This is a genomic window from Pseudomonas sp. TAA207, assembly GCF_001529285.1.
GTDB lineage: Bacteria > Pseudomonadota > Gammaproteobacteria > Pseudomonadales > Pseudomonadaceae > Aquipseudomonas > Aquipseudomonas weihenstephanensis.
The window spans coordinates 25,948-47,503 of sequence record NZ_LLWJ01000057.1; the positions used below are offsets into that span (position 1 = coordinate 25,948).

General features: G+C 56.3%; 4 protein-coding genes. All 4 read left to right on the plus strand.

Features of this window, described 5'->3' with window-relative positions; genetic code table 11:
- Positions 1-242 precede the first annotated feature (242 nt).
- The 4 genes from AP059_RS05350 (at position 243) to AP059_RS05370 (ending at position 21,541) form a co-directional block, all read left to right on the plus strand.
- Positions 243-8,615, plus strand: a complete 8,373-nt coding sequence (locus AP059_RS05350) for a neuraminidase-like domain-containing protein (RefSeq protein ID WP_059762317.1) — start codon at positions 243-245, stop codon at positions 8,613-8,615.
- 84 nt (positions 8,616-8,699) lie between these two features.
- Positions 8,700-10,496: a Hint domain-containing protein gene (locus tag AP059_RS05355; protein ID WP_059762318.1), complete on the plus strand. Its 1,797-nt coding sequence runs from the start codon at positions 8,700-8,702 to the stop codon at positions 10,494-10,496.
- A gap of 661 nt (positions 10,497-11,157) precedes the next feature.
- Complete coding sequence (locus AP059_RS05365; protein WP_059762320.1) at positions 11,158-18,399, plus strand: SpvB/TcaC N-terminal domain-containing protein; 7,242 nt, start codon at positions 11,158-11,160, stop codon at positions 18,397-18,399.
- A gap of 286 nt (positions 18,400-18,685) precedes the next feature.
- Complete coding sequence (locus tag AP059_RS05370) at positions 18,686-21,541, plus strand: Tc toxin subunit A (RefSeq protein ID WP_059762321.1); 2,856 nt, start codon at positions 18,686-18,688, stop codon at positions 21,539-21,541.
- The last annotated feature ends 15 nt before the right edge of the window (positions 21,542-21,556 follow it).

Below are 21,556 nucleotides of genomic sequence, written 5' to 3' on the forward strand. Positions count from 1 at the left end.
AACGTGTTCAACCAAAACAGTTCTTTGCAACGTGCATTTTCCACCCCGTCAAAACTCAAGCGCTTGCCAGCCAGAAGTACAGTGTGGCCGCCAGTCCAAAAAGTTTTTGCAATGCTGGCAGTGAGCTATACCCATACAAGTCACGGGTCTATCTGAAGAGGCACCTGATACAGGTGATAGTCCCAGCAGATGCAATAAACGCTGACGCAACCTCCCGCGAATTCTTACAAGGATGTTAAGAAATGCTGACGACCAGTATGGATGCGCGGTCGCGCCTGCTTAAGCTTCATTCTGATCACCGGGTAGCGGATGCCCTGATCGCCAAGAACTTCCATAGCGCAGTGCAGATTGCCGACATGGCGCCTTCGCACTTCGTGCGCTTGATGACCCCCCATCTGGCAGGCGGTAAAGACACAGCACGCCAAGTGCATGCCCGTGCAACACAAATACGCTCAGCGGTGCTACATGCCTGGTCAAACGTAAAGTCCATCGTACGATCACCGCACTACAAGGCACTCTCCATCACCAATATTGGCGGTGACATCGCTGAACAATTCGAGCTGTTGCCCAGCTATGCCGAGTTCTTCGGCCCCGTGGACTACTACGCCTGCGAGGAGTGCCAGTCTATCTTCGGCGCCGCAGCTTATCTCGTCGATTTGCTGCGCATCATTGACACCTATGTCACCGCCCCCAACACGATCCCGGATCACCTGAAACTGGATGCCCGACGCGATGATCTGGGGCAGATCCCCCTCACATGTGCCAATACCAACACCACCTTTCCACTGTTGAACATCGTCAACGAGAGACTGGGCAAAAAAGCACGCGATGTGCTGAACCTTACTGCCGATCAAGACCTGTTTGAGGTGGTTTCGACACTCACGTACCCGTTCACACTCGCGTTGCACCTGCCAATGGTGAAAATCAGCGTCAGCCTCGCGCAAATCAATATGACCGTCGCCGACCTCTACGGCGCATTTGGTGCTAGCGCTATAGACGTAGGCTGCGCCCGACTTAATCTTTCGGGTACGGCTTACACATTCCTCACGCATTCGCTCGCAGATGACGCTGCGCAACTTTCGGCATCCTATGGCGTTGCGCAATCTGCTCTCGGCACGCTGTCGGACGTAACCACTCTACTGGCCTCCACAGGCATGTCGCCCACTGACTTACAGCACCTTTTAACGCAGAACCTCAGCGACGCCGAGCTAGAAAAGGGCGTCGCGGCGAACTTCTTCATTAACAGTGGCCTGGACGGTAAAACGCTTTATTTTGTTGCGGGCGACGATAAAACCGGGACCCCCGCGAGCATTGCAAACTTAAACCCCGATGCGCTCGACAGGATCAGTCGGTTCGTGCGCTTGGCCAGGCATCTTAGTTGGGATTACGCCCTGCTCGACTGGGCACTGCGCGTTGCCAGCGCGGGAAGCGCGCCGCAGATAAGCAGCGCTACGCTGACACTGCTGGCCGAGATGATTGAGCTCGCCGACATGTGCCAGCTCGATCTAGCGGCGCTCTGCAACTTGCTCGGGCCCGTGAAGACCTATGGCGCTGGCAACGACAGTGTGTCGAGCGTACCGTTCGATGAGTTGTTTAACGATCCCCGCGTATTAGGCCAAAAAACACCCTACAGGCCCGCCCCAAACGCACTCAATCCGCTGTTTACCTCACAGGTTGTATCGTGGACAGTCGCGGGGGTAGCTACCGATGATCTCGTTCTGTCTGCACGTCTGTGCGGTGCACTGAGCGTATCTGCCGATACCCTGCACCGCTTGGCGGGGATGCTTTTTCCCGGCTCCACCACAGTGCCTCTCTCCATTGACAACCTGTCGACGCTCTACCGCCATGCCGTGTTGTTGCGTGTGACGGGGCTGCCAGCAGACCAGCACATGCTGTTCATGGCCCTGGGGCAATGGAGCAAGCCTTCTCTGTCGGCTGTTGAGCTGCGTAATCTGCTGGTACAACGTGCCTGGCTTGAACACTCAGGGACCAATGTCTATCAGATCGACTACTTCCTGAACGGGCAAACCGGAGCAACGGTCAGCCCCTTTGTCAATCCTCTGTACCGCATCAGCTCAGTTGGCGAATGGCTGGATTTAGTAGGGCAATCCACCCAGGGGTTAGGGCCACTGACAGCTCGACACGAAAAACTGGAGAGTCTGTTGGCCACGTTTTTCGGCATCGCAACCGACATGCTCGCAACACTGATTAAGCTGGTGATCAACAAAATACCCCTGCCTGCGCCCTCCACCACCTGGCAAGATGCCTTCATTGCGTGCGCCGACCAGACATCAGGCCCCAGCCCCTATGTTTCCGGTGTGCTGGACGGTCTCTCACGATGGCTAGTCATCGCCAATGCGCTCGATGCCCCGCAAGCACTCCTCAATAGTTTGAGCGCCAGCCCTGCCAACGCGACGGCGTTTGGCATGACCGACCCCTCGCTCACTGCGCTCGTGTTTGCAGACGTGATTACACTGTCCACTTTCGTGCAGCAAATGGACACCTTTCAGGACGTCAACAGCGGCCTGATTCACTATGTAGAACTCACGGCGAGTAGCGCATCGCCTGACGATTGCATCATCCAACTCTCACAGGTGACGCAGTGGGACTGCGTTCAGCTAGAGGCTTTACTCCCAAGTGTTGCAACGAAGAATCGCACGGCGGCAGTGGCTGAGCTGCAACGTCAATTCGACCTGTTACACCAACTCGGCGCCGACAGCCATTTCATGCAGCATATGCTCAGCGTCACCACCAGCCCCACTGCGTCCTGGGCTGATTACACACAGCAGGCAGACCTGGTGCTGGCCAAGATCAAGGGCGTGATCCCGGATACACAATGGTGCGACATTGCCCTGCACCTCGACGGTGCAGTCGCCGAGCAGATGCGTGGGTTCCTTGCCCCCTTTGTGCTTTCAAGGCTTGCCGATCTCAACTCTTTGCGCGAACTCTCCGAATATCTGCTGATCGACGTCGAAGTCAGTGGGGTACGCCAGATCTCATATATCCGCGAAGCACTCAACGCCGCCCTGCTCTACCTGCAACGCTGCCGCTTGCGGCTGGAAAATGGCGTCGACGAACTGGACATTCCCCAAGCCTGGTGGGCGTGGATGATGAATTACCGGATGTGGGAGGCCAATCGGCAGATCTTTCTGTACCCGGAAAACTATATCGATCCTACCCTGCGCCAGTCTCAGACCCGTCTGTTTACCGACCTGCGCAATCAGCTTCAGCAAAATGCCATTACCGATCAAAGCGTCGACGCGACCTACCGTGAGTACCTCGATAACCTGTGCAAGCTGGCTCAACTGGTTTACGTGGATGCCTATCAAGGAACGGTGCACGATCCCCAACGAGGCGCCATCGATACCACATTTTTGTTTGCCCGCACGGCCACCGAACCCTATAACTACTCCTACATCAGTTATGACACCCAGGTGTGGTCAGAATGGAAGCCGATAGACATCACCATACCGGCAGCCCTGGTCACCCCTGTCTATGTCTTCAATCATCTGTTCCTGTTCTGGGTAGAACTCAAAACCTCAAGACCTGCAACCAGCGACGGCGCCAGCGGGCAACGGGGTGTCGCCTATAGCGCCAGCATCAAATACTCGTTCACACGGTTTGATAGCTCCTGGATTCAGCCTCAGGCGTTGATCAGCGACGAAGTGGTCTACTTCATGCCGAGTGAATCGGATCAGCAAGGTGCCCTTGGGCCGCTGGCCTCTGCACCTGAACTGTTCCACATGACAGATATCTTCTGGAACAAAGTCGCGGTGAATATCGTGCCGGGCAACACAGGCCAGACCGACAAGCTGTGCGTGATGTATGGCCCTTTTCTCGACAAAGGCCTGACGGCGACTGCACTCCAGTTGCCCGCCGTGCCCGCCCCCTTGATCAACGACACATCCAGCCAGCTCAGTTTCAAACAAACCGTGTTTGACATTGCCGCCACCTACAATCAGTTCTTTAAATCCAGCGTGCTGGGTCACCTGCCCATGATGAACACCGCGCTGCTGGACCGCGACTTGAATCCCTCCTTTCTGGCACGCCCCAACGAAGTCATCGTGCTGGAGAAAGAGTCGGGCGAGAGCGCACCACCGTTGTTTAAACCGGAAATCGACACCAACTTCGGAACGCTCAAACTGGTAGCCACCGCCAGCGCTTACGAGGCTAACTACTTGACCGATTTTACGCCGCCCTACAGTACGGCGCGCATGGTCAGTACCGTGACAGAGCAGTCGTTCATCTCCAGCACAATCAATGCGCAAGCCTCGCGTCAATGCTTTGTCGACCTTCAGGCCAACTATGTGGTCGACGCCAATGGCCTGGTCTCACCGAGGTTTGGGCCAGCCACTGACTTGTCGTTCCTGTTCGCCGGGGCACCGGCTGACGTCAAGGACCGGCTGACCTTCGACATACGCAAGAGCCTGTTCTTAATGATGGGCGACCCCACGCTGTTCGCGACGTTACCCGTACCCACTGCGCGCTTGGTCTCGGTAAAGAACCAGCCAGGCAGCTTCATGCTCGACACCGGCGACGAGAGCTACTTACTGACCCCACAAGGTGCAGACTATGCGCCGCTGTCCGCCAGTACCGAAGTCGCGGCTATGCGCTCCTCGCCAATTGTGTATGACGTCTACTTTGCACCTGTCGATCCCAATCAAAAAGCCTACAGCCAAATTTACGCAGACCTGGCCAGCAATCACGTCATAGAGAATGTGAGCGGCACTTATGGCTGGCTATCGGCCAATTTCACTGCAGACTCTGATCTTTCGTTCCTCTTCGCCGGGGCCCAACCCAATGCCAAGGCGACCATGATTACCCAAGTGCGGCATATTTTGCTGAACTTGCCGTCGCTCACCAAATTGCGCTATGCAGGCAACAAAATCAGGCATGTCGTGACGCCCTCTTCCTTCGTCTCTAACGACATCAACACCAGCGCGTCGCAGCAGGCTTTCACTGATCTGAAGGCCAATAACATCATCGACACCAACGGCCTGGTCACGGCCAGCTTTAACGAACAGACACCGCTCGACTTTCTGTTTTCCGGTGCCTCGCAACCCCTGAAAGATCAAATGACCGCGCAGGTACGCGCTGTACTGTTAACACTGCCTAAATTGGTCCAGGTCACCTCATTCGTCTCGAACACAATTGATGCAGCCACCTCGCAAACGGTGTTTGCGGCCCTGATTGCCAATCACATTATCGATACGCAAGGGATGTTGGCTGTGAGCTTCACAGCGTCGAGCAGCCTGTCGTTCCTGTTTACCGACATGCCTGAACCCAAGAAGACGGCCCTGACCGAGGAGGTACGTGCGGTACTGCTGCGCTTCTACCATTCGACCTACCAAATCGATACGCATGCGCTGGGTTTCGACGTTGCGCGTATCAGTGCTCGCGCCAGCGCACGTGAACTGGCGGCGCGTATGTTCGTCGGTGGTGTCGAAGAGTTACTGGCGCTTGAGACCCAGAATGCACCGGTCATTCCAAAAGTACCGTTCGATCGTTTATCGCCACTGAGCGCGGTCACGCCACCGGCTCAATATGATGGAGCGCAGATTGACTTCAATGGCCCTTATGGCGAGTACTACTGGGAGCTGTTTTTCCACGCCCCCATGCTGGTCGCGGATGCGCTGGCCTTAGACCAGCAATACGCCGATGCCAAACGCTGGCTGGAATACATTCTCAACCCTACGGCGCAGGAGCAATTCGTCGAGCCAGGCGAGTTGGCCAGCGCCGACATCGATCCGGCCCATGCACAAGCGGCTTACACCGACCTCCTGACACTGGGGTTTCTGAAAGAAGTGACACCTGGCTGTGCTCGTGTCACCGCAGCATTCACGGCGAACGCCGACCTGAGGACCCTGTTCGTCGACATCCAGGACTCCTCGTTACGTGCACTGATGCTGCGCGAAGTCGCTAATGTGCTGGGGAACTTCCAACTGGCTCAACCTGCCAGCCATTTCTGGCAGTTCCGCCCTTTTCGTAACCACACACTGCAATCGCTCAAGGCGATCTTGACCGATACGGCTCAAATCGCGACCTATAACAACGATCCCTTTGACCCGCACGCCATCGCACGACTGCGCATAGGCGCCTATGAGAAAGCGATCGTAATGAAGTACATCGACAATCTCATTGCCTGGGGCGACATGCAGTTCTCCCAGTACACCTGGGAGTCAATCAACAGCGCCACGTTGCTGTACATGTACGCCAATAGCATCCTCGGTGACAAACCGGTGAACCTGGGCCCGTGCCCTGCCGTCACACCGATGTCGTTCAATGAGATCAAAGCGCACTACGCAAACGGCAATATTCCGCAATTTCTCCTTGATCTGGAGAACTGGTTGTCACCTGAGCTCGATACTTTGCCCGCCGTGCGAGCAACAGGGGACGCCTTCAACGCACTCGACGCCTATTTCTGTGTGCCAGAAAACGCGATGTTAACCACCTATTGGGATCGAGTAACGGACCGCCTCGACAAGATTCGCAACGGACTTAACATTGATGGCGTTGCAGTGCCGCTCACCCTGTTCGACCCGCCCATCGACCCAATGGCACTGGTTAAACTGGCGGCTTCGGGGAGCGGCATGCTTGGCGTACTGGCATCCGGGGGTCAATCCATCAGCTCACAGTACCGCTTTGGCCTGCTGTTCGAACAAGCTCAGCAACTCACCTCTGTGGTCATGCAATTGGGCAGCGCGTTGCAATCAGCCCTTGAGCGCAACGATGCCGAACAGCTCGAGGCCCTGCGGCAGACGCAGGAACTGGCAATCCTTGACCTGAGCACCTCAATCAAGGAAAAGCAGATCGAGCAGCTTCAATCGACTCTGGACGCGTTAGTGAAGTCTCAGCAAAGGGCGCAGCAGGAGACATCCTATTTCACCGGGCTGGATGCATCCGGGTTGTCGTCGCAAGAGGTTGCAAGCCGGGTTTGCCTGGCCGAAGCGATACTGTTTCAGTCACTGACCGTGCCCATTCGCGGGATTTCAATCGCCGGCTACCTGTCGCCTTCGATCTTCGGACTGGCCGATGGCGGAATGAAATGGGGCGATGCCATCGCAACCGGTGCCGAGATCAGCAGTGCCGTTTCGCAATCACTGCAACTGGCCGCACAACTGACGGCAACGACGGGCGAACAACAGCGGCGCAGTGACGAATGGCTGCACCAAGCCAATCTGAACACCCAGGAAGCCGATATCTTGCAACAGCAGATCGAGGCGACCCATGTACAAATCACCATGGCGCGCCAGGACCTGATCACCCACAAAAAGTCCATCGAGCAAGCCAATACCGTCGGCACTTTTCTGCGCAGCCGCTTTACCAGCACCGATCTCTATCAATGGATGGCTGGCCGACTGGCGGGGGTCTACTTTCAGGCTTATCGCATGGCGGTTGATGCGGCTAAAGCGGCTGAGATTGCTTACCAGTACGTGACTACGCAAAACGACACTTTTATTAACCTGGGCTATTGGGACAGCCTCAAGAAAGGCCTGCTGGCTGGCGAGGCGTTGCAATTTTCGCTGCAACAGCTCAAGCAAGCCTACATGGCCGGAAATGTACGGCGCCTGGAAATCAGCAAAACAATTTCTCTGTTGCAACTCGATCCAGAGCAGATCCTCAACCTGCGCCAGGGCAAGGAGGCTACGTTCAGCCTCACCGAGACGATGTTCGATTTCGATTTTCCGGGGCATTACGCGCGCCAAATCGCCTCGGTCGCGATCTCGATCCCCGCCGTCGCCGGTCCCTACCAGAACCTCAATGCAACCCTGACCCAGACCAAGAATCAGGTGGCCATCAGCAGCGATCCTGCGGTGGTCGAATACTTGCTTGCCGTTGAGCACCCTGTCGGTACATCACCGCCCAAACAGCCCGACGCGTCACAACTGCGAGTCGGATGGCTGGCCTCTCAAAGCATCGCGATCTCACGTGCCATGAATGACAACGGGATGTTCGAGCTTAACTTTACGGCGGAACGTTACATGCCCTTTGAGGGCACAGGCGCCGTTAGCGACTGGACACTCTCTATTCCGCCTGAAAATAACCGCATCAATCTTGACCAACTGAGCGACGTGATCATCGAGTTGAAATACACGGCGCTCGACGGTGTCGGCAAAAATAAAGTCAACGACTTGCTGCGCAAGTACAACGTCCAGTTCGCCAGCAAGCTCTATCTTAATGCCCGACAGATGTTTGCCAGTGACTGGCAGGCATTCATGACGCCTCAAGGACCACCCGTTACCCAGACGCTAAGCCTTGGGCTGACCCGCACCATGTTCCCGTATTTCAAGTCGATGACGGCCAATACGGCAGCTATCAGGCTCACCACAGCAGCAGGCGTCACACTGAGTGGCCCCAGCTTTATCGCGCTAGTCATAGGCAGTAACCGTTATGAGCTGGTGTTTGGAGCCAATGGCATCGCGCCAGTTCCGCCTGCGGGCACGGCCACCTTGGGGCTGACCGACGCCGATTTTCTGGTGCCGTGGCTGCTGCACGTCACGCTGGCCAACGTGCCGGACCCGCAGATTCTCATCAAAGACAAAAAACTTAACCCGCAGGGCTTTCTCAATCTCGAAATCATCCTGTCGTACAGCGCCGACGTGCTGGGTAATTAGTCAGGACAGCGGCAGATAGGCCGCAACACCCGGCTAACTCGGCGGCACCGGGGCCGCAAGACGTTTCCAGAGAGGAAATTCAACATGACAAGCTGTGTCGACCGTCTCGCCCCGTCCGAGCGCATCCTGTGCAATTCAAACCATTGCGACGGATTCCAACAAACCTCCGGTTTCCATGCCATCTGTAACTGCACCGACTGGGAAGGCAAACCCATTCCCAATTGCAATCCCAAAGACAACCTGTACCCGGTTCAGACCGGACAGTGCCTGGACCGCAGCGGTAACTACCTGCCACTGAGCAATGATGACTGCTACGCACAAGGTTTCCAGTGGAAGATCTGCTATTGCTGTTGTTCCTGTTTCTCAGCCAAGACACCGGTCGCAATCCCCTCCGGTATGCGGGCTATCGGTGACATCAACATTGGCGATCCCGTTCTGGCCGCAGCCAAAAACAATAACGGCTGGTCCTGGTCAGAGCAGATCGTCCACTTCAGCTCTGGCTCACCGCCCAGCGCGACCGGCACCGGGAACCTGATGTTCCTGATCACTTATGACGACGGTAAATCCGTGGTTGCCTCGCCCAATCAACTGTTCTTACTGAGTGGCAGCGGCAAACTCAAGCGCGCCGATCAACTGGTGCCCGGCGTCGACCAACTGGTCAACGAGAGCGGTTCAGACGTGGCCATTCACCGCGTAGACAGTGGCAATTTCACTGGCGCCGTACACCACATTGCCACGGATGTTCCCTCATACGAGGACTTCACCGGCAGCCTGGATAATCACCTGATCAACGTCAACGGCATTATCTCGGGCGACTACCTGCTGCAACTCTTTCAGGACACGGACAAGATGAAGCCCAACCTGGTGCCCGCTACGGACCCGGTTGTAGGAACCCCCGCTTATAAAGCCTTGTACCCTGCGGCCCATGCTTCGGTCTTCAGCGCCCGCTCAGCCAGCGCCATCACCGCCACCGCGGCTGCCAGCAGTCTTAACTTCGCTGCACACGCCGAGTCGGCAACCACAGTCCCCAACGATGCCGCCATGCTGTTCACCCCACAACAGGAAGCACAACTTCTCGATCCCGACATTCCTAAACGCGCCCTGTCTGACAGCACTAACAAGGACATGACCGCGTATTACTCGCAGCTGTTCTCCTCTTTTTACCCGGATGTACGGTGCTACCTGGACTGGACCAGCACGCGAGCCAATATCTTCGCGTTCACTAACTTTGGTCAGAAAACCGTCGTGATCGGCGGTGAGTTATTACGCCTTGGGTCGCTCTATGATGCAGCGATATGCACCGCGATCTCATTCGGCGTGGCAAACCTGGTGGCCAACCCAGACGGCGATCTAACCCGCGGCCGCGCGTTGTATGTCGGCATGGGCGAACTCTCGCGCAATGTACTCAAGGGTGGCTCCGCATGGGCTGACACCACACTCAAGGCCAACGAGCAATTGGGCGAAGTTTTCAGGGCGTTGATCGCCAAGGGCGACGCAGGTGACGAAAGCGCATCGCTCACTTGTTTGCTCAGCGTAATGAATGCAGCAGTCAGCGGCGATGAACTGCCGCCTTGTGCCGGTGGACCGGTGATGGGAAGCCTCAAGGTTGCATCAGCCAGCTATGACGAGGACTGCCAGCATCTCACTCTCACCTTCAGTGCCCCTCTGAGCGCTTTTAGTGCGACCAACCTGAAAAACTACCGCATTACACCGGCCACCCACGCCACCGCGGCGGTGCTCGCCCCAGGCAATCCGGCGCAGGTGGTGCTGTCCGTTGATCTGGCAGCGGGCACTTATGACATCGCGGTCGTCAATGTGCGCGCTGCGGATGGTGCATCGCTCGACCCGAGCGCGAGCAAAACTTCACTGACCGTCGCGTAAAGCAACCCCTTGGGTGCAGCCGCCTGACGCGGCTGCGCCCAAAACCGGCATTTTGAACTATTCAACCTTGAGCCATCCAGCGCGATGGCCAGTGAGGCCATGATGATCCAGCAACCCCATTCACTTAGCGAAGACTGCGCGCGTCTGGGCCGCGAGTTGCGCCTCGGCGCCCCAGCCCCGGAAGCTGTCTTGGTCGGCGCTCTGCAAGATCCCGAATATGCCCGCAATCTGTTTGTGTGCCGTGAAACGCCGTCCATGCTTCACTTTCTGCTAAACAATCCCCCTCAGCCAAAGGCCGTCGCCATTGCGCCACAACAGACCTCAGCGCCAGAACACTCAACCCTCGAACTCGTGAGCAAAGCATCAAAGTCATTCTGGGCCTGGACAAAATCGGGTTTCCAAACAGTCACTGACGAGGTCTACGCCGCACGTCTGGCGTCTTGTACTGCCTGCCCGAAGCTGATGACCCACCCCGAAAAGGCTGCCTATGCGCTAGTGAGTCTAAACGACAAAATCTGCGCTGATTGCGGTTGCGTAGTGGCCAAAAAAGCCAAGTTACCGCATGAAACGTGCCCGGCTAGCGACCCGCAACGCCCCGGCCTTAATAGGTGGGGCGAACTGATTAGCCAATAACCCCGCTCGCGGCACAAGGAAGAACGCGATGGCACAGAACAACAAGGGCCACGCCAGGCCCGGTACTGGGCACGATACTGCGAATGTAAGTGGCACACCCCGGGTTGAGGGGCTTGGGGCCGGTATTCAGTTGCCATCGGGCGGCGGCGCATTGCGCGGTATGGGCGAACGCTTCCAGGCGAACGGTTTCACGGGCACGGGTGCGCTGCATATTCCAGTGCCTAGCACCCAATCGCGCTCACTTAGCGCAAACCTGTCGCTGGACTACAGCTCCACGGGTGGGCAAGGCATTGCAGGTATGGGCTTCGCCCTGTCAAGTTCGGCCATCTCTCGGCGCACCACGCACGGCGTGCCCAAGTACGATGACACTGACGTGTTTGTGCTGGACGACAACGTGTTGGTCGCCGATGTTGGCGGGGCGACACGCCTGAGCCTTGGCAGTGCAGACTATGATGTGCTTCGCTTTCGACCGCGCCAGGAGGATCACGGACTGCGAATCGAACGCTGGACCCTACTCGATGGCGCCAGGGCACCCTTCTGGCGCATCGTCGAGCACGACGGCACCTTGCGTTATTTCGGCCTGGACGGCGCTTGCCGCATTAGCGATCCCTCTGATCCGTGTCGTATTTTTTCGTGGTGCGAACAGCTCGCGATAGACACCAAGGGCGAAGCACAAAGCTTCAGCTACAAGCAAGAAGATGCCGCCAATATCACCTGCGCCATTTACGAACAGGGACGTCTACGCAGCGCCTTACGCCACCCCGAACGTATTTGTTACGGCAACAGCGCCCCGCTCGTGATAACCGATGGCAACCTGCCTGACGTCGACAAGGTGCAATGGCATTACGAGATCGTCTTCGATTACGGCGAGTACGACTTTACCCCCGACAACCTCGTGCCCCATACGCCAGTGCGCAGCTGGGCAGCCCGGCCTGATCCGTTTTCCACCTATAACGCCGGTTTTGAACGCCGCACTCATCGCCTTTGCCGCAACATCGCCATGTTCCACCGTTTTGATGAGGTGTGGGGGAGCACGCCGGTCTTGGTTCACGTCACCGCATTACGGTACGCCGAAGACCCTGCCGGCAGCGCTCTGGTCGGCGTGCATTGCGAAGGCTGGCGACACCGGCCAGGCCAACCTTATCGGGTTAAAGGGTTACCCGAACTTGTGCTCGGGTACACAGCCTATGCACCCGACAGTGGCTCTTTTCACTTAATGCGCCAAATCACCGGCGATCCCATGCCCGGCGCAAACGCCCCGCCTTTCACTGTGCTGACTGACCTGTATGGCGAGGGACTGCCTGGCATCCTCTACCGCGATGAGGCCGCGACCCGGTTCTGGTCGCCCGTCCAGACCGAAGAAGCACCCACCGCTCCTGTGGTGGCTTATGCGCCTGAACCGCCCCGAGCCGCACCGTTACGCTCAGACCTTGGCCAGTGGCTTGACCTCAACAGCGATGGGCGTGGCGCACTGGTGTGCGCTGCTGGCGACGCGACCGGCTACTGGCGCATGGCATCAATGCCCGATCCGCATTGGGAGGGCTTTGTGGCGCTGCCTCGCGGAATTCTTCACGATCTCGGTGCGCAAACTGAACTGGCCGACCTGTCAGGCACCGGCCGGAACGACCGGGTACGGATCGATCCTACGCACCTGGTGTATTGCGAATCCCTTGGGACCAACGGTTTTTTGCCGCCGCGCACCCTTGTCAAACCTGAGGGTCTTGCCATTTCAGGCGGCCCTCAGTTAGCCGAACTCACGGGCTTCGCCGACTTTATGGGCGCCGGGACGCCGCAACGCTTCAGAATTCGTGATGCGAGTATCGAGCTGTGGCCGAGCCTGGGTTGGGGAGCATTCGCAGCGTGCGTGGTTTTGGCCGGCGCTCCCCGGCTCGGCCCGAACTGGGACCCGGCCCGGTTGCAATGGGCCGACCTGGATGGCAGCGGCTGCCCCGCGCTGATCTATGTGCACAATGACCGCGTTGAGATTTATGACAGCCTTGGCGGTAATGGCTTCGCCGCCGTACCGCGGGTAATCGCACTGCCCATGTGCATTGCCACACCGGACCAAGTCTCATTCGCCAATGTCTACGGCGTCAGCGAGTGTCTGCTGGTGCGTCAGGAACTGCCCGCCGCCGTGCAATGGGTTTATGATTTTTGCAGTGCCGGCAAACCGTACCTGCTAGGCACCATTGCTGATCCCATGGGCAGCACCACAGTGATGCGCTATGTCAGCTCAACCCGTTTCTATCTTGAGGACAAAGCCGCGGGCCACCCTTGGGTCACCCGCTTACCCTTCCCGCTGCAACTGGTCGCCCAACAAGAAATCATCGATCCGATCTCGGACACTCAACTGATCACCACCTTTAACTACCATCACGGCTACTACGACACCGCCGAACGTGAGTTCCGTGGATTCGGCATGATTGAGCACACAGACGTGGCACTGCCGATAGGTCGCGGGCGCACTGCGGCGCTGCAAGAGTCGGTGCGCGCAGCCGATGGCGGTGAGATTGGCGCACCGACGTTGACACGAGAGTGGTATGAACTCGGTGTTTGGGAACTTGAGGAGGATCTGCAAGCCGCTCGTGCGCGCGAATTTTTCGCCCTGGACAGCCAGGCTTTCCCGCAGTTACAGACACGCTACGTACTTGGCATCCACGAAAATACCAACGCACAAGCACAGCGTCAGGCCAGGATCATTGCCGCAGGCACGTGTATACGGCGCGAATTATTCGCGCTCGACCCCGTGCTCAATGAGCGCGTACCGTTCCGCGTGCAGCAGTCGGCGTGTACGGTCACGTTGCTGCAAGCCCCCTCCGATACGCCGCCACAACACCTTCAAGCCCCAGACTTCGTGCCCTATGGCGTGTTCTTTAGCCATGAACGCGAAACAGTCGACAGTGAGTACGATGGCCTCGCACACGATCCGCGTATCAATCACACGCTCACCCTTGACCTGGACAACTACGGCAACGTCACCCGCCATTGCACCATCGCTTATGCGCGACGTTACTGTGCCCAGCAAATCGACGAACAAACCTTGCAATACGTAATGTGCGAAACGACCGATTTTATGCCTGCGCGCGACACGGCACACAACTTGCTGATCGGTTTGGCGACTGACCAGCGCAGTTACCACATCGAATCGGGTGCCCTCGATGCCCCCACGCTCGCAGCTCGCTACTACGCGTTCGACACCATCGCAGCTGCGTGTATCAAGGCGCTTGCCGGGCCTGTTTCGCTCTACGGGACTAGCCCTGCCCCAGGATCAACGGCGCAGTTACTGTCCTGGCAGCGTACGTTTTATCTGGAGGACAGTGGCGCGCACACAACCTCGCCATTGCCAGCCATGCAGGCTCTGATGGTACGCACTGAAACGGCGGCGTTTGCCGATACCGCCATCACCGCCCTTTTCGCCGAATTACCGATGCCGGGTGGATTGACAGGCTTTCTGAGCGACCAAGCGGGCTACCGTTTAGCACCGCTCGAAGGTTTATGGTGGGCGCCGCACGACAGCATCCATTACGGCAACAGCAGCCAATTCTATCGCCCACTCGAAACACGCGACGCCTTCGCCCAAAATGACACGGCTCGCTCGGGAACCATTACTGCATTCACCTACGACCCAGATTGGCTCTTCGTCACGCGTATCAAGCACAGTGGCCGCGACAGCGATGTTATGCCACACCTGACAACGGTCGATGCCGTCGACTACGCTGGCCCCGAACCGCGCCGCATGACGGTGAATGGACTGACCACCGAAACGGCGCGAGACCCGCTCGGCCAGGTGGTTGCGGTGTCCTACCATGGCAACGAATGGCGCAACGGTGTCGTTTGCCCTACAGGATTTTCGCCCATCAGCGACACTGCCTGGTATGACTGGCCCGAGCCAGCCAGCCTTGAAATCCTGACAGCAGACCCCGGCAGCTATTTACGCGGAGCGGCTCACTATTATTTCGCAGACGACCATGCCTACGTCAGTGGCCGCGGCCCGGTTGGCTCCATCAGCCTTGATGCCGAACGATATCCCGATGCGGCCACACCCGACACACCTGCAAGTGGGTTGCGCATGGCCATCACGTATCAAGACGGCATGGGCCGAGCCGTACACACCAGGACCCTTGCAGAACCCGGCGACGCCATTCTTTGCGACGCCACCGGGGCGCCAATCCTGAGTGGTGGCTTACCCAGCATTGGCCACGCCGCCGCACGCTGGCGCTGTACGGGCCGGGTGCGCCGCAACAATAAAGGCCAGGCTTTCGAGATCTACAAGCCTTACTTCGCCACCACGTGCCTGTACCCACCCGATCCTGCTGCGTTCGACTCCATAGGGCCGCCAGAAACCTATATTCATGATGCACTGGGCAGACTGTTGCGAGCGGCGCGACCTTTCGGTGCCTTACGCGATGCGTTTTACTCACGCAAGGACTACGGCCCATGGTCAGAAACCACCTATGACGAAAACGATACGATCAAAGATTCGCCCTACTATCAGAACTACCTGTCGGGACAATTGACGTTGCCGTCGTGGGCGGTCGATGCACTCTTGAAAGCCGCCGCTTTTGATACCACCCCCTCAACCGTGCACTTCGATACCCTTGACCATCCGGTACGCAGCGTCGAGCGCACAGCGCCCGATGCCCCCTTAATGCTCACCACCCACCGCACGTTCAGTGTGCAGGGATTTGCGCTGTCGGTTGCTGACCCACGGCTATCCGATGAGGAAAGGGTCAACTCGCGCACCGTTTACAGCATGTCAGGCAACGCTCTGAAAACCTTCAATGCGGACGCAGGGACCTACTGCACCTTGCATGATATTAACGGCGCGCTGTGCTACCAGTACGACGGCCGCGCATGCGTGATGATTCCAAGTTTCGACAGTCGACACCGAGTTACGGCAACGTCAGTCTGGCCGGGACCCGATGCTAACCGAACGCTCACTTGCGGGCCGCTGGTAGCCGAACGCATGATCTACGGTGACAGCCTCGACAGCGCTGCACATTCGCCCATCGAGCAGGTCGTTGAGCGCAACCTGTTCGACCGGCCGTTCATCGTCTATGACGGGGCGGGACGCCAACAAAACAACGCATACACCTTGCTCGGACAGCCGATGGACTCATCCGTGCGGGTGCGTGCACGCTACCAGGACACCGCCGACTGGCGTAGTTCGGCCAACAATTGGCCTGGGCTTTTTTCCGATCTTGAGCGTCAAATGGCCACTGACGACCTGGCCGGTGCGCCTGATAAATCACCGGAATCAGTGACACGATTCACTTACAACGCCTTAGGGCAAACGGTAACGACGGTTGATCCTCACGTAAACGTCCAGCGAGTGGCCTACAACGTGGCGGGCTTACCAGACGGCACCTGGTTCACCGCCGCTGGTGAAGTCGAACGCGTGGTGATGACCGGGCTGGCCTATGACATCCACGGCCAGCAGATTGGCGGCTCCTGCGTGAACGCGGCAAATACACCGTTCATAACGGTCGCTCTCGCTTACGATCCCGATACACAGCAGATGACTGGTATCAGAACAACCCGCGCCAAAGACGGGCAAGACCTTCAAAACCTTGTGTATTGGTACGACCCTGTCGGCAATGTCACCCATATTGAAAACAAGGCGCAGGGCGCAGTGCCCTCCCTGCCTGAGGGGGTGTCGCTTGATCAGGATTACACCTACGATGCGTTGTACCGGCTTACTCAATCGACCGGTATTGCGCTGCAAAGCCTCAGCCTTGCCGACGCCATGGGCGGTGTTTTCAATCCATTTTTTGCATCGACAGCTGCTGCCAATTACACGCTGGGCTATACCTTCGACAATGGCGGTAACCTCTGCACCACGCGATTCAGCGCCGGGGCGAATGCGTGGTGTGCTGAGCTGACTGTTGCACCAGACTCCAACCGGGGTGCCGTACTGAAAACCGGCGAATCTGCCACGGCGGTACACACCTGGTTCGACGACAACGGTAATCAGGTAAAAACGCCTGATGACCGTCCAATCCAATGGAATTGGCATAACCAGATCGCATCAATCAACGTGGGCGAAACAGTCGACAACGCGCGAGCAGGCGCCGACTACTTCTCCTACTCTGGCGCCGCCTATCGGCGACGCAAAACATCGGTGTCAGGCACAGCAGGCAACACGCAGGTTGAGGACCAGTTCGATTTTGGCAGTTTGCAGGTCAGTTGCTTAACCGTTGAGGGCCAATGCTCGGTCCAATTACGGCGTACACGCCAAAAGCACGGCAACCACCTCACGTTTGAGCGTCTGGAGTGGAGCAATGCGGCTCCCGACACAGGCCTGCCCACCGCACAGGAACGCTACCAGTTGGCCGACATGCTGGGGTCGGCGGTCATGGAAGTTGACGGGGAGGGAAACCTGCTCACCTATGAACACTATGCAGCCAACGGTGCAACCCTGTTCGCTACAGGGCAAAGCACGGCTCAAGCTCAACTTAAGCGCTTTCGTTACTCCGGCGAGGAGCGCGATCAAACCAGCGGTTTATATTTTTACGGTGCGCGATATCTGGAACCGTGGACGGGTCGTTGGCTCAGTCCCGACCCGGCGGGCGACATTGATGGTCCCAACCGTTATGCCTTCGTCGGCGGAAACCCCGCCTCCCATATCGACATAGGTGGGCTGGCTGTAAGCCAGAGGTGGAAATATAGAAAAAAACACAACCCCAGGAAAGTCAGCGCCCACAAGAGCGGTATGAAGCTCAAGCGCCCCAGTTTCACCTCAAGCGCCAACAAAATTAAGGTGAAGGGGACTGATCTTTCTCACCGTAGTTCGTGGGAGACCATCCGTAATTACACTGAAAGGTACAAAAATAAAGCGCTGAGCAAAAAATCATTTGTCGCCGTCATGTCATCGATCGCACCTTCACTGGGCACGAGTATTACTCAGTACGCGAGCAGCTCAATGAGCCCGGATCTCACCCACACCCTGCTACGCGACATGAACAGTGCCAGCGAGAATTTGCGCGCTGGGCATAGCGGCCGCAATCGCTCGATAAAGGGCCGCTTTGACAGTGGGGTCCAGGCGTCATCCTCGAAAAATCGCTCACGATCGCCTTCACCGGTCTCCAAGCGTCAGATCCACACGCAGTTAGAACATGGCCAGGAGGTCATATTTTTTACCCGAGGGTCAAACATCGAGTCGTCCCAGCTTCTTGGCATCAGCGTCAAGGATATGCAGTCGAGTCTTGAGGACAGCCTGAAACGCAGCGTGACAGTTACGCACAAAGGCAACGAAGCCATATTCAAATAACAACCGGCAGGCCAGTAGGCGGCGTTACGACGCAGAACACAAATGACTTATTGAAATATAAGCGACGACCCAACAACCAACTTTCATTAAGCCATGCCCTGCCTTTATTACAACCTGTCCTTCACCCTGCGCTGACAGAACAGAACCGCACACCCAAAATACTTCAAACTATAAACGATATCTCCTAATAACTTAACGGCACGATCTGACCCGACCCACGTGTAACCCAGTGTTAGTTTCAAGTGCCCTCGTGGATACCCCGCTTGGCTCACTGGAGTTCATGAACATGCACAGCCCTTCCGCACTGCTATTGTCACTGGCCAGCAATGCAGGTCCTCCCGCACCTGACAGACTCAACTTTGAAGCGGCCATGCAGCACATGCGCCTCTATTCAATATTTGATGTAGTCCGCCTGTCTAAGTCTGAATTCATCGAAAGCGTCTCTCAATATTGTGATGAAGATGCCGGCCAGGTCTACGAGACCGCTGTCAGTTATGCCGCGCAAATTGAGTTTCATCACCGCGAACAACGTCACTCAACCACGGATAAAAATCGCAGTAAACGCAAGACTTCAGCCACAGAACAATACGGAGCCTCCTATACCACGTTGTTCGAAGATACCGGCAGCGAAGTGTGCTCCGGGGATTCCCTTGCAGCACTTGATTCTCCGGCTGCGTATGTGCGGGCTTTGTATTTATTTGCACTGGACATCGAGAAAACAGGAAAAGGGCTGCACCCGAAAAACACCCTTGATGCACGTCGCCCGACGTTGAAAGACATGGTCATCGACTTGGATGCGGTGAACCACCGGCTCCCGATGCTAACGCTGGTGAACGAGACTTTACAAACACACATCCAATTGCATCTGGCGAATAACACACCGGTATATGGCACCAGGAGCGTCGAGGAGGTGCTGGCAGAAAAGCGATTTCCCTTCACGCTCCCCTTCTATCTTCCTCGCGAACAATGCGTATTGGGTTTAACAGGCTACAGGCCAATGTTGGGAGAAATAAACTACAAAATCAGCACGACGTTACCCATAAATCAGCAGGCCGCCACCGGTTATGGAAAAGTACAAAAAAACAGCCTGGAAGCTCAAAAATTACTGTCCACACTCAGCCCGCAGCAATACAAAATACTCATAGAAGCCGAAGCTGACGAGCGTACAAAAGACCTATTTATTCAGCAAAACTTCAACTCAACGCTTGAACACCTGAGCACGCTTTCGCACTTCATGGAAAGAACCGAACTCAATACCGAAGCGCTTCACGAAGTACTGTCTGTCGAAACGTTCACCCCCATAAAATCAGTGAATGTAACGACATCAGCACCACACGACACCGAACATTACAGCCACTTTTTAACGATGGGCATACGCCTTGATAAAACACACAATACCCAGCAACTGATTGGACTTGACGTGACACAGCTTGACCGTTTGCAGCGTGTCATTCGGCTGCACCGCTGGACTAACATGTCCATCAGCGATTTAAAATTATTGTTGCACAGTACCGTGCGAGCCCAATCACTCTCTGCGCCTTTCACCCTCAATGAGCACAGCGTACGGGCATTAGGGGTTTACCGTTACTTAAGTCAGCGCTATACCCTGAACGTCGATGAATTTTGCGCCTTGCTGCACCGTCTGCCCATTCATGCCAAGGCACAATCGGCTTCGTTGTATGACCGTGTGTTCAATAACGATCAACTGTTCAATGCCTCACTTCTACTGGACGACAGCCCTTTAAACCTTGTCAGCCCTGACCCCGATTCATTGAGCTGTTTGTCTAAAATCGGCGCGAGCCTTGCGCTCAGCCCTACGCCAGACTCACTGGGCGTACTGTCTAATCAGGTTCAGAAGTATATACCCTCCCCCAAAAAAGACTTGCTCACCCTGTCGAGCTTTTATCGTCAGGCACGGATAGCCATGCTCTTCAATTTATCAGTCAAAGAAAGCGTGCAACTGGCTGAATTATTGGGCGGTGTCAGCCACAGCAAACAACTGACCGTCCCGACGCTGCGAAGTACCTTGACGCCTTCCGCTCCCGACCTGCTCGACGTGCTTATGCAAATGGACTGGGCCACCCAGTGGTTTAAACAGGCCGATACCAGCATTCAAAAAGTTCGTCATCAATTAAGACTTGAAACGTCACAGTCGCCCTCTGCCATAAATGAATATGCCCAGCAGCTGGACGCCGCCTTTATTGAGTTAGAACGCTGCCTGTTGGCCGACGAAGAAATACCTGGAAGTAGTTTAAAATCAACACTCGCATCAGCAAACATCAAGTTTAGCCAAGGCCAAATACTTGCCAAGTGCTTGCTTAAAAACTTCCCGTCTTTACCCGAGTACCTTGATCCGGATAAATCACTCCAGGGACTAGAGTCGGCGGCAGAGAAGTTGGCTGACGGCATTAAAGAGCCTCAAGCCAAAGAAGCAGTAATAGTGGCTATTGTAAGCACACTGAAACCCTTTTTATCGCAAGCCTATCAACGTCTGCTGCCCTGGAAAGGCCATCTCTGGAAGGTATTCCAAGACACCACCACGCCCGAAACGAGCGAACTATTTACTACAGTTTACAAACACGCAACGTACAACATGGCCAATGCATTGGGCAACTCTGACACGCGCAAGCAGTTAAAACACAGCTTGCTGGCGATGCCTGGCGCCGTTACTGCCCTGGCATTGCCGCTCAGTACTGCGGCTCTACAGGTTTTTTTGCTAAACCCGCACTGGTTGGATAAAGCGAATAACAAAGAGGCTCAATTAAAACTGACATTCACGACACTGTACCTTTTTCAACAACTCAAACAGATGACTCAAACCTACCCCATCACAGAGAGTGATCTAATAAATTACTTACAATTCGCCAATGGGCTGGACGGCACGACAGAGACCGACACCAGTCTGCGCTTAAGTCGATTACTGGGCTGGGCCGTCAGTGAAATCCAATCCCTCCTGCGCGAAGTTAACTGGACACGGGTTCAATCTGTCGCACAACTGGAGTGGATCGTTCGATGCCAACACACTTCCAATACCACAGGGCTGTCAGCGGAAATATTATTGACCGCGACAAACTTGGACGTGGATGCCCCAGGCGATGAGTGGGTACGCGTCGGCGAAGCTGTCATGGCGACGGCTGTTTAACTTCCTAATATCTAG

Excerpts from the sequence above, each read along its gene's own strand:
- AP059_RS05370 (WP_059762321.1), top strand. The coding sequence starts at position 18,686 with ATGCACAGCCCTTCCGCACTGCTATTGTCACTGGCCAGCAATGCAGGT.
- AP059_RS05355 (WP_059762318.1), top strand. The coding sequence starts at position 8,700 with ATGACAAGCTGTGTCGACCGTCTCGCCCCGTCCGAGCGCATCCTGTGC.
- AP059_RS05350 (WP_059762317.1), top strand. The coding sequence starts at position 243 with ATGCTGACGACCAGTATGGATGCGCGGTCGCGCCTGCTTAAGCTTCAT.
- AP059_RS05365 (WP_059762320.1), top strand. The coding sequence starts at position 11,158 with ATGGCACAGAACAACAAGGGCCACGCCAGGCCCGGTACTGGGCACGAT.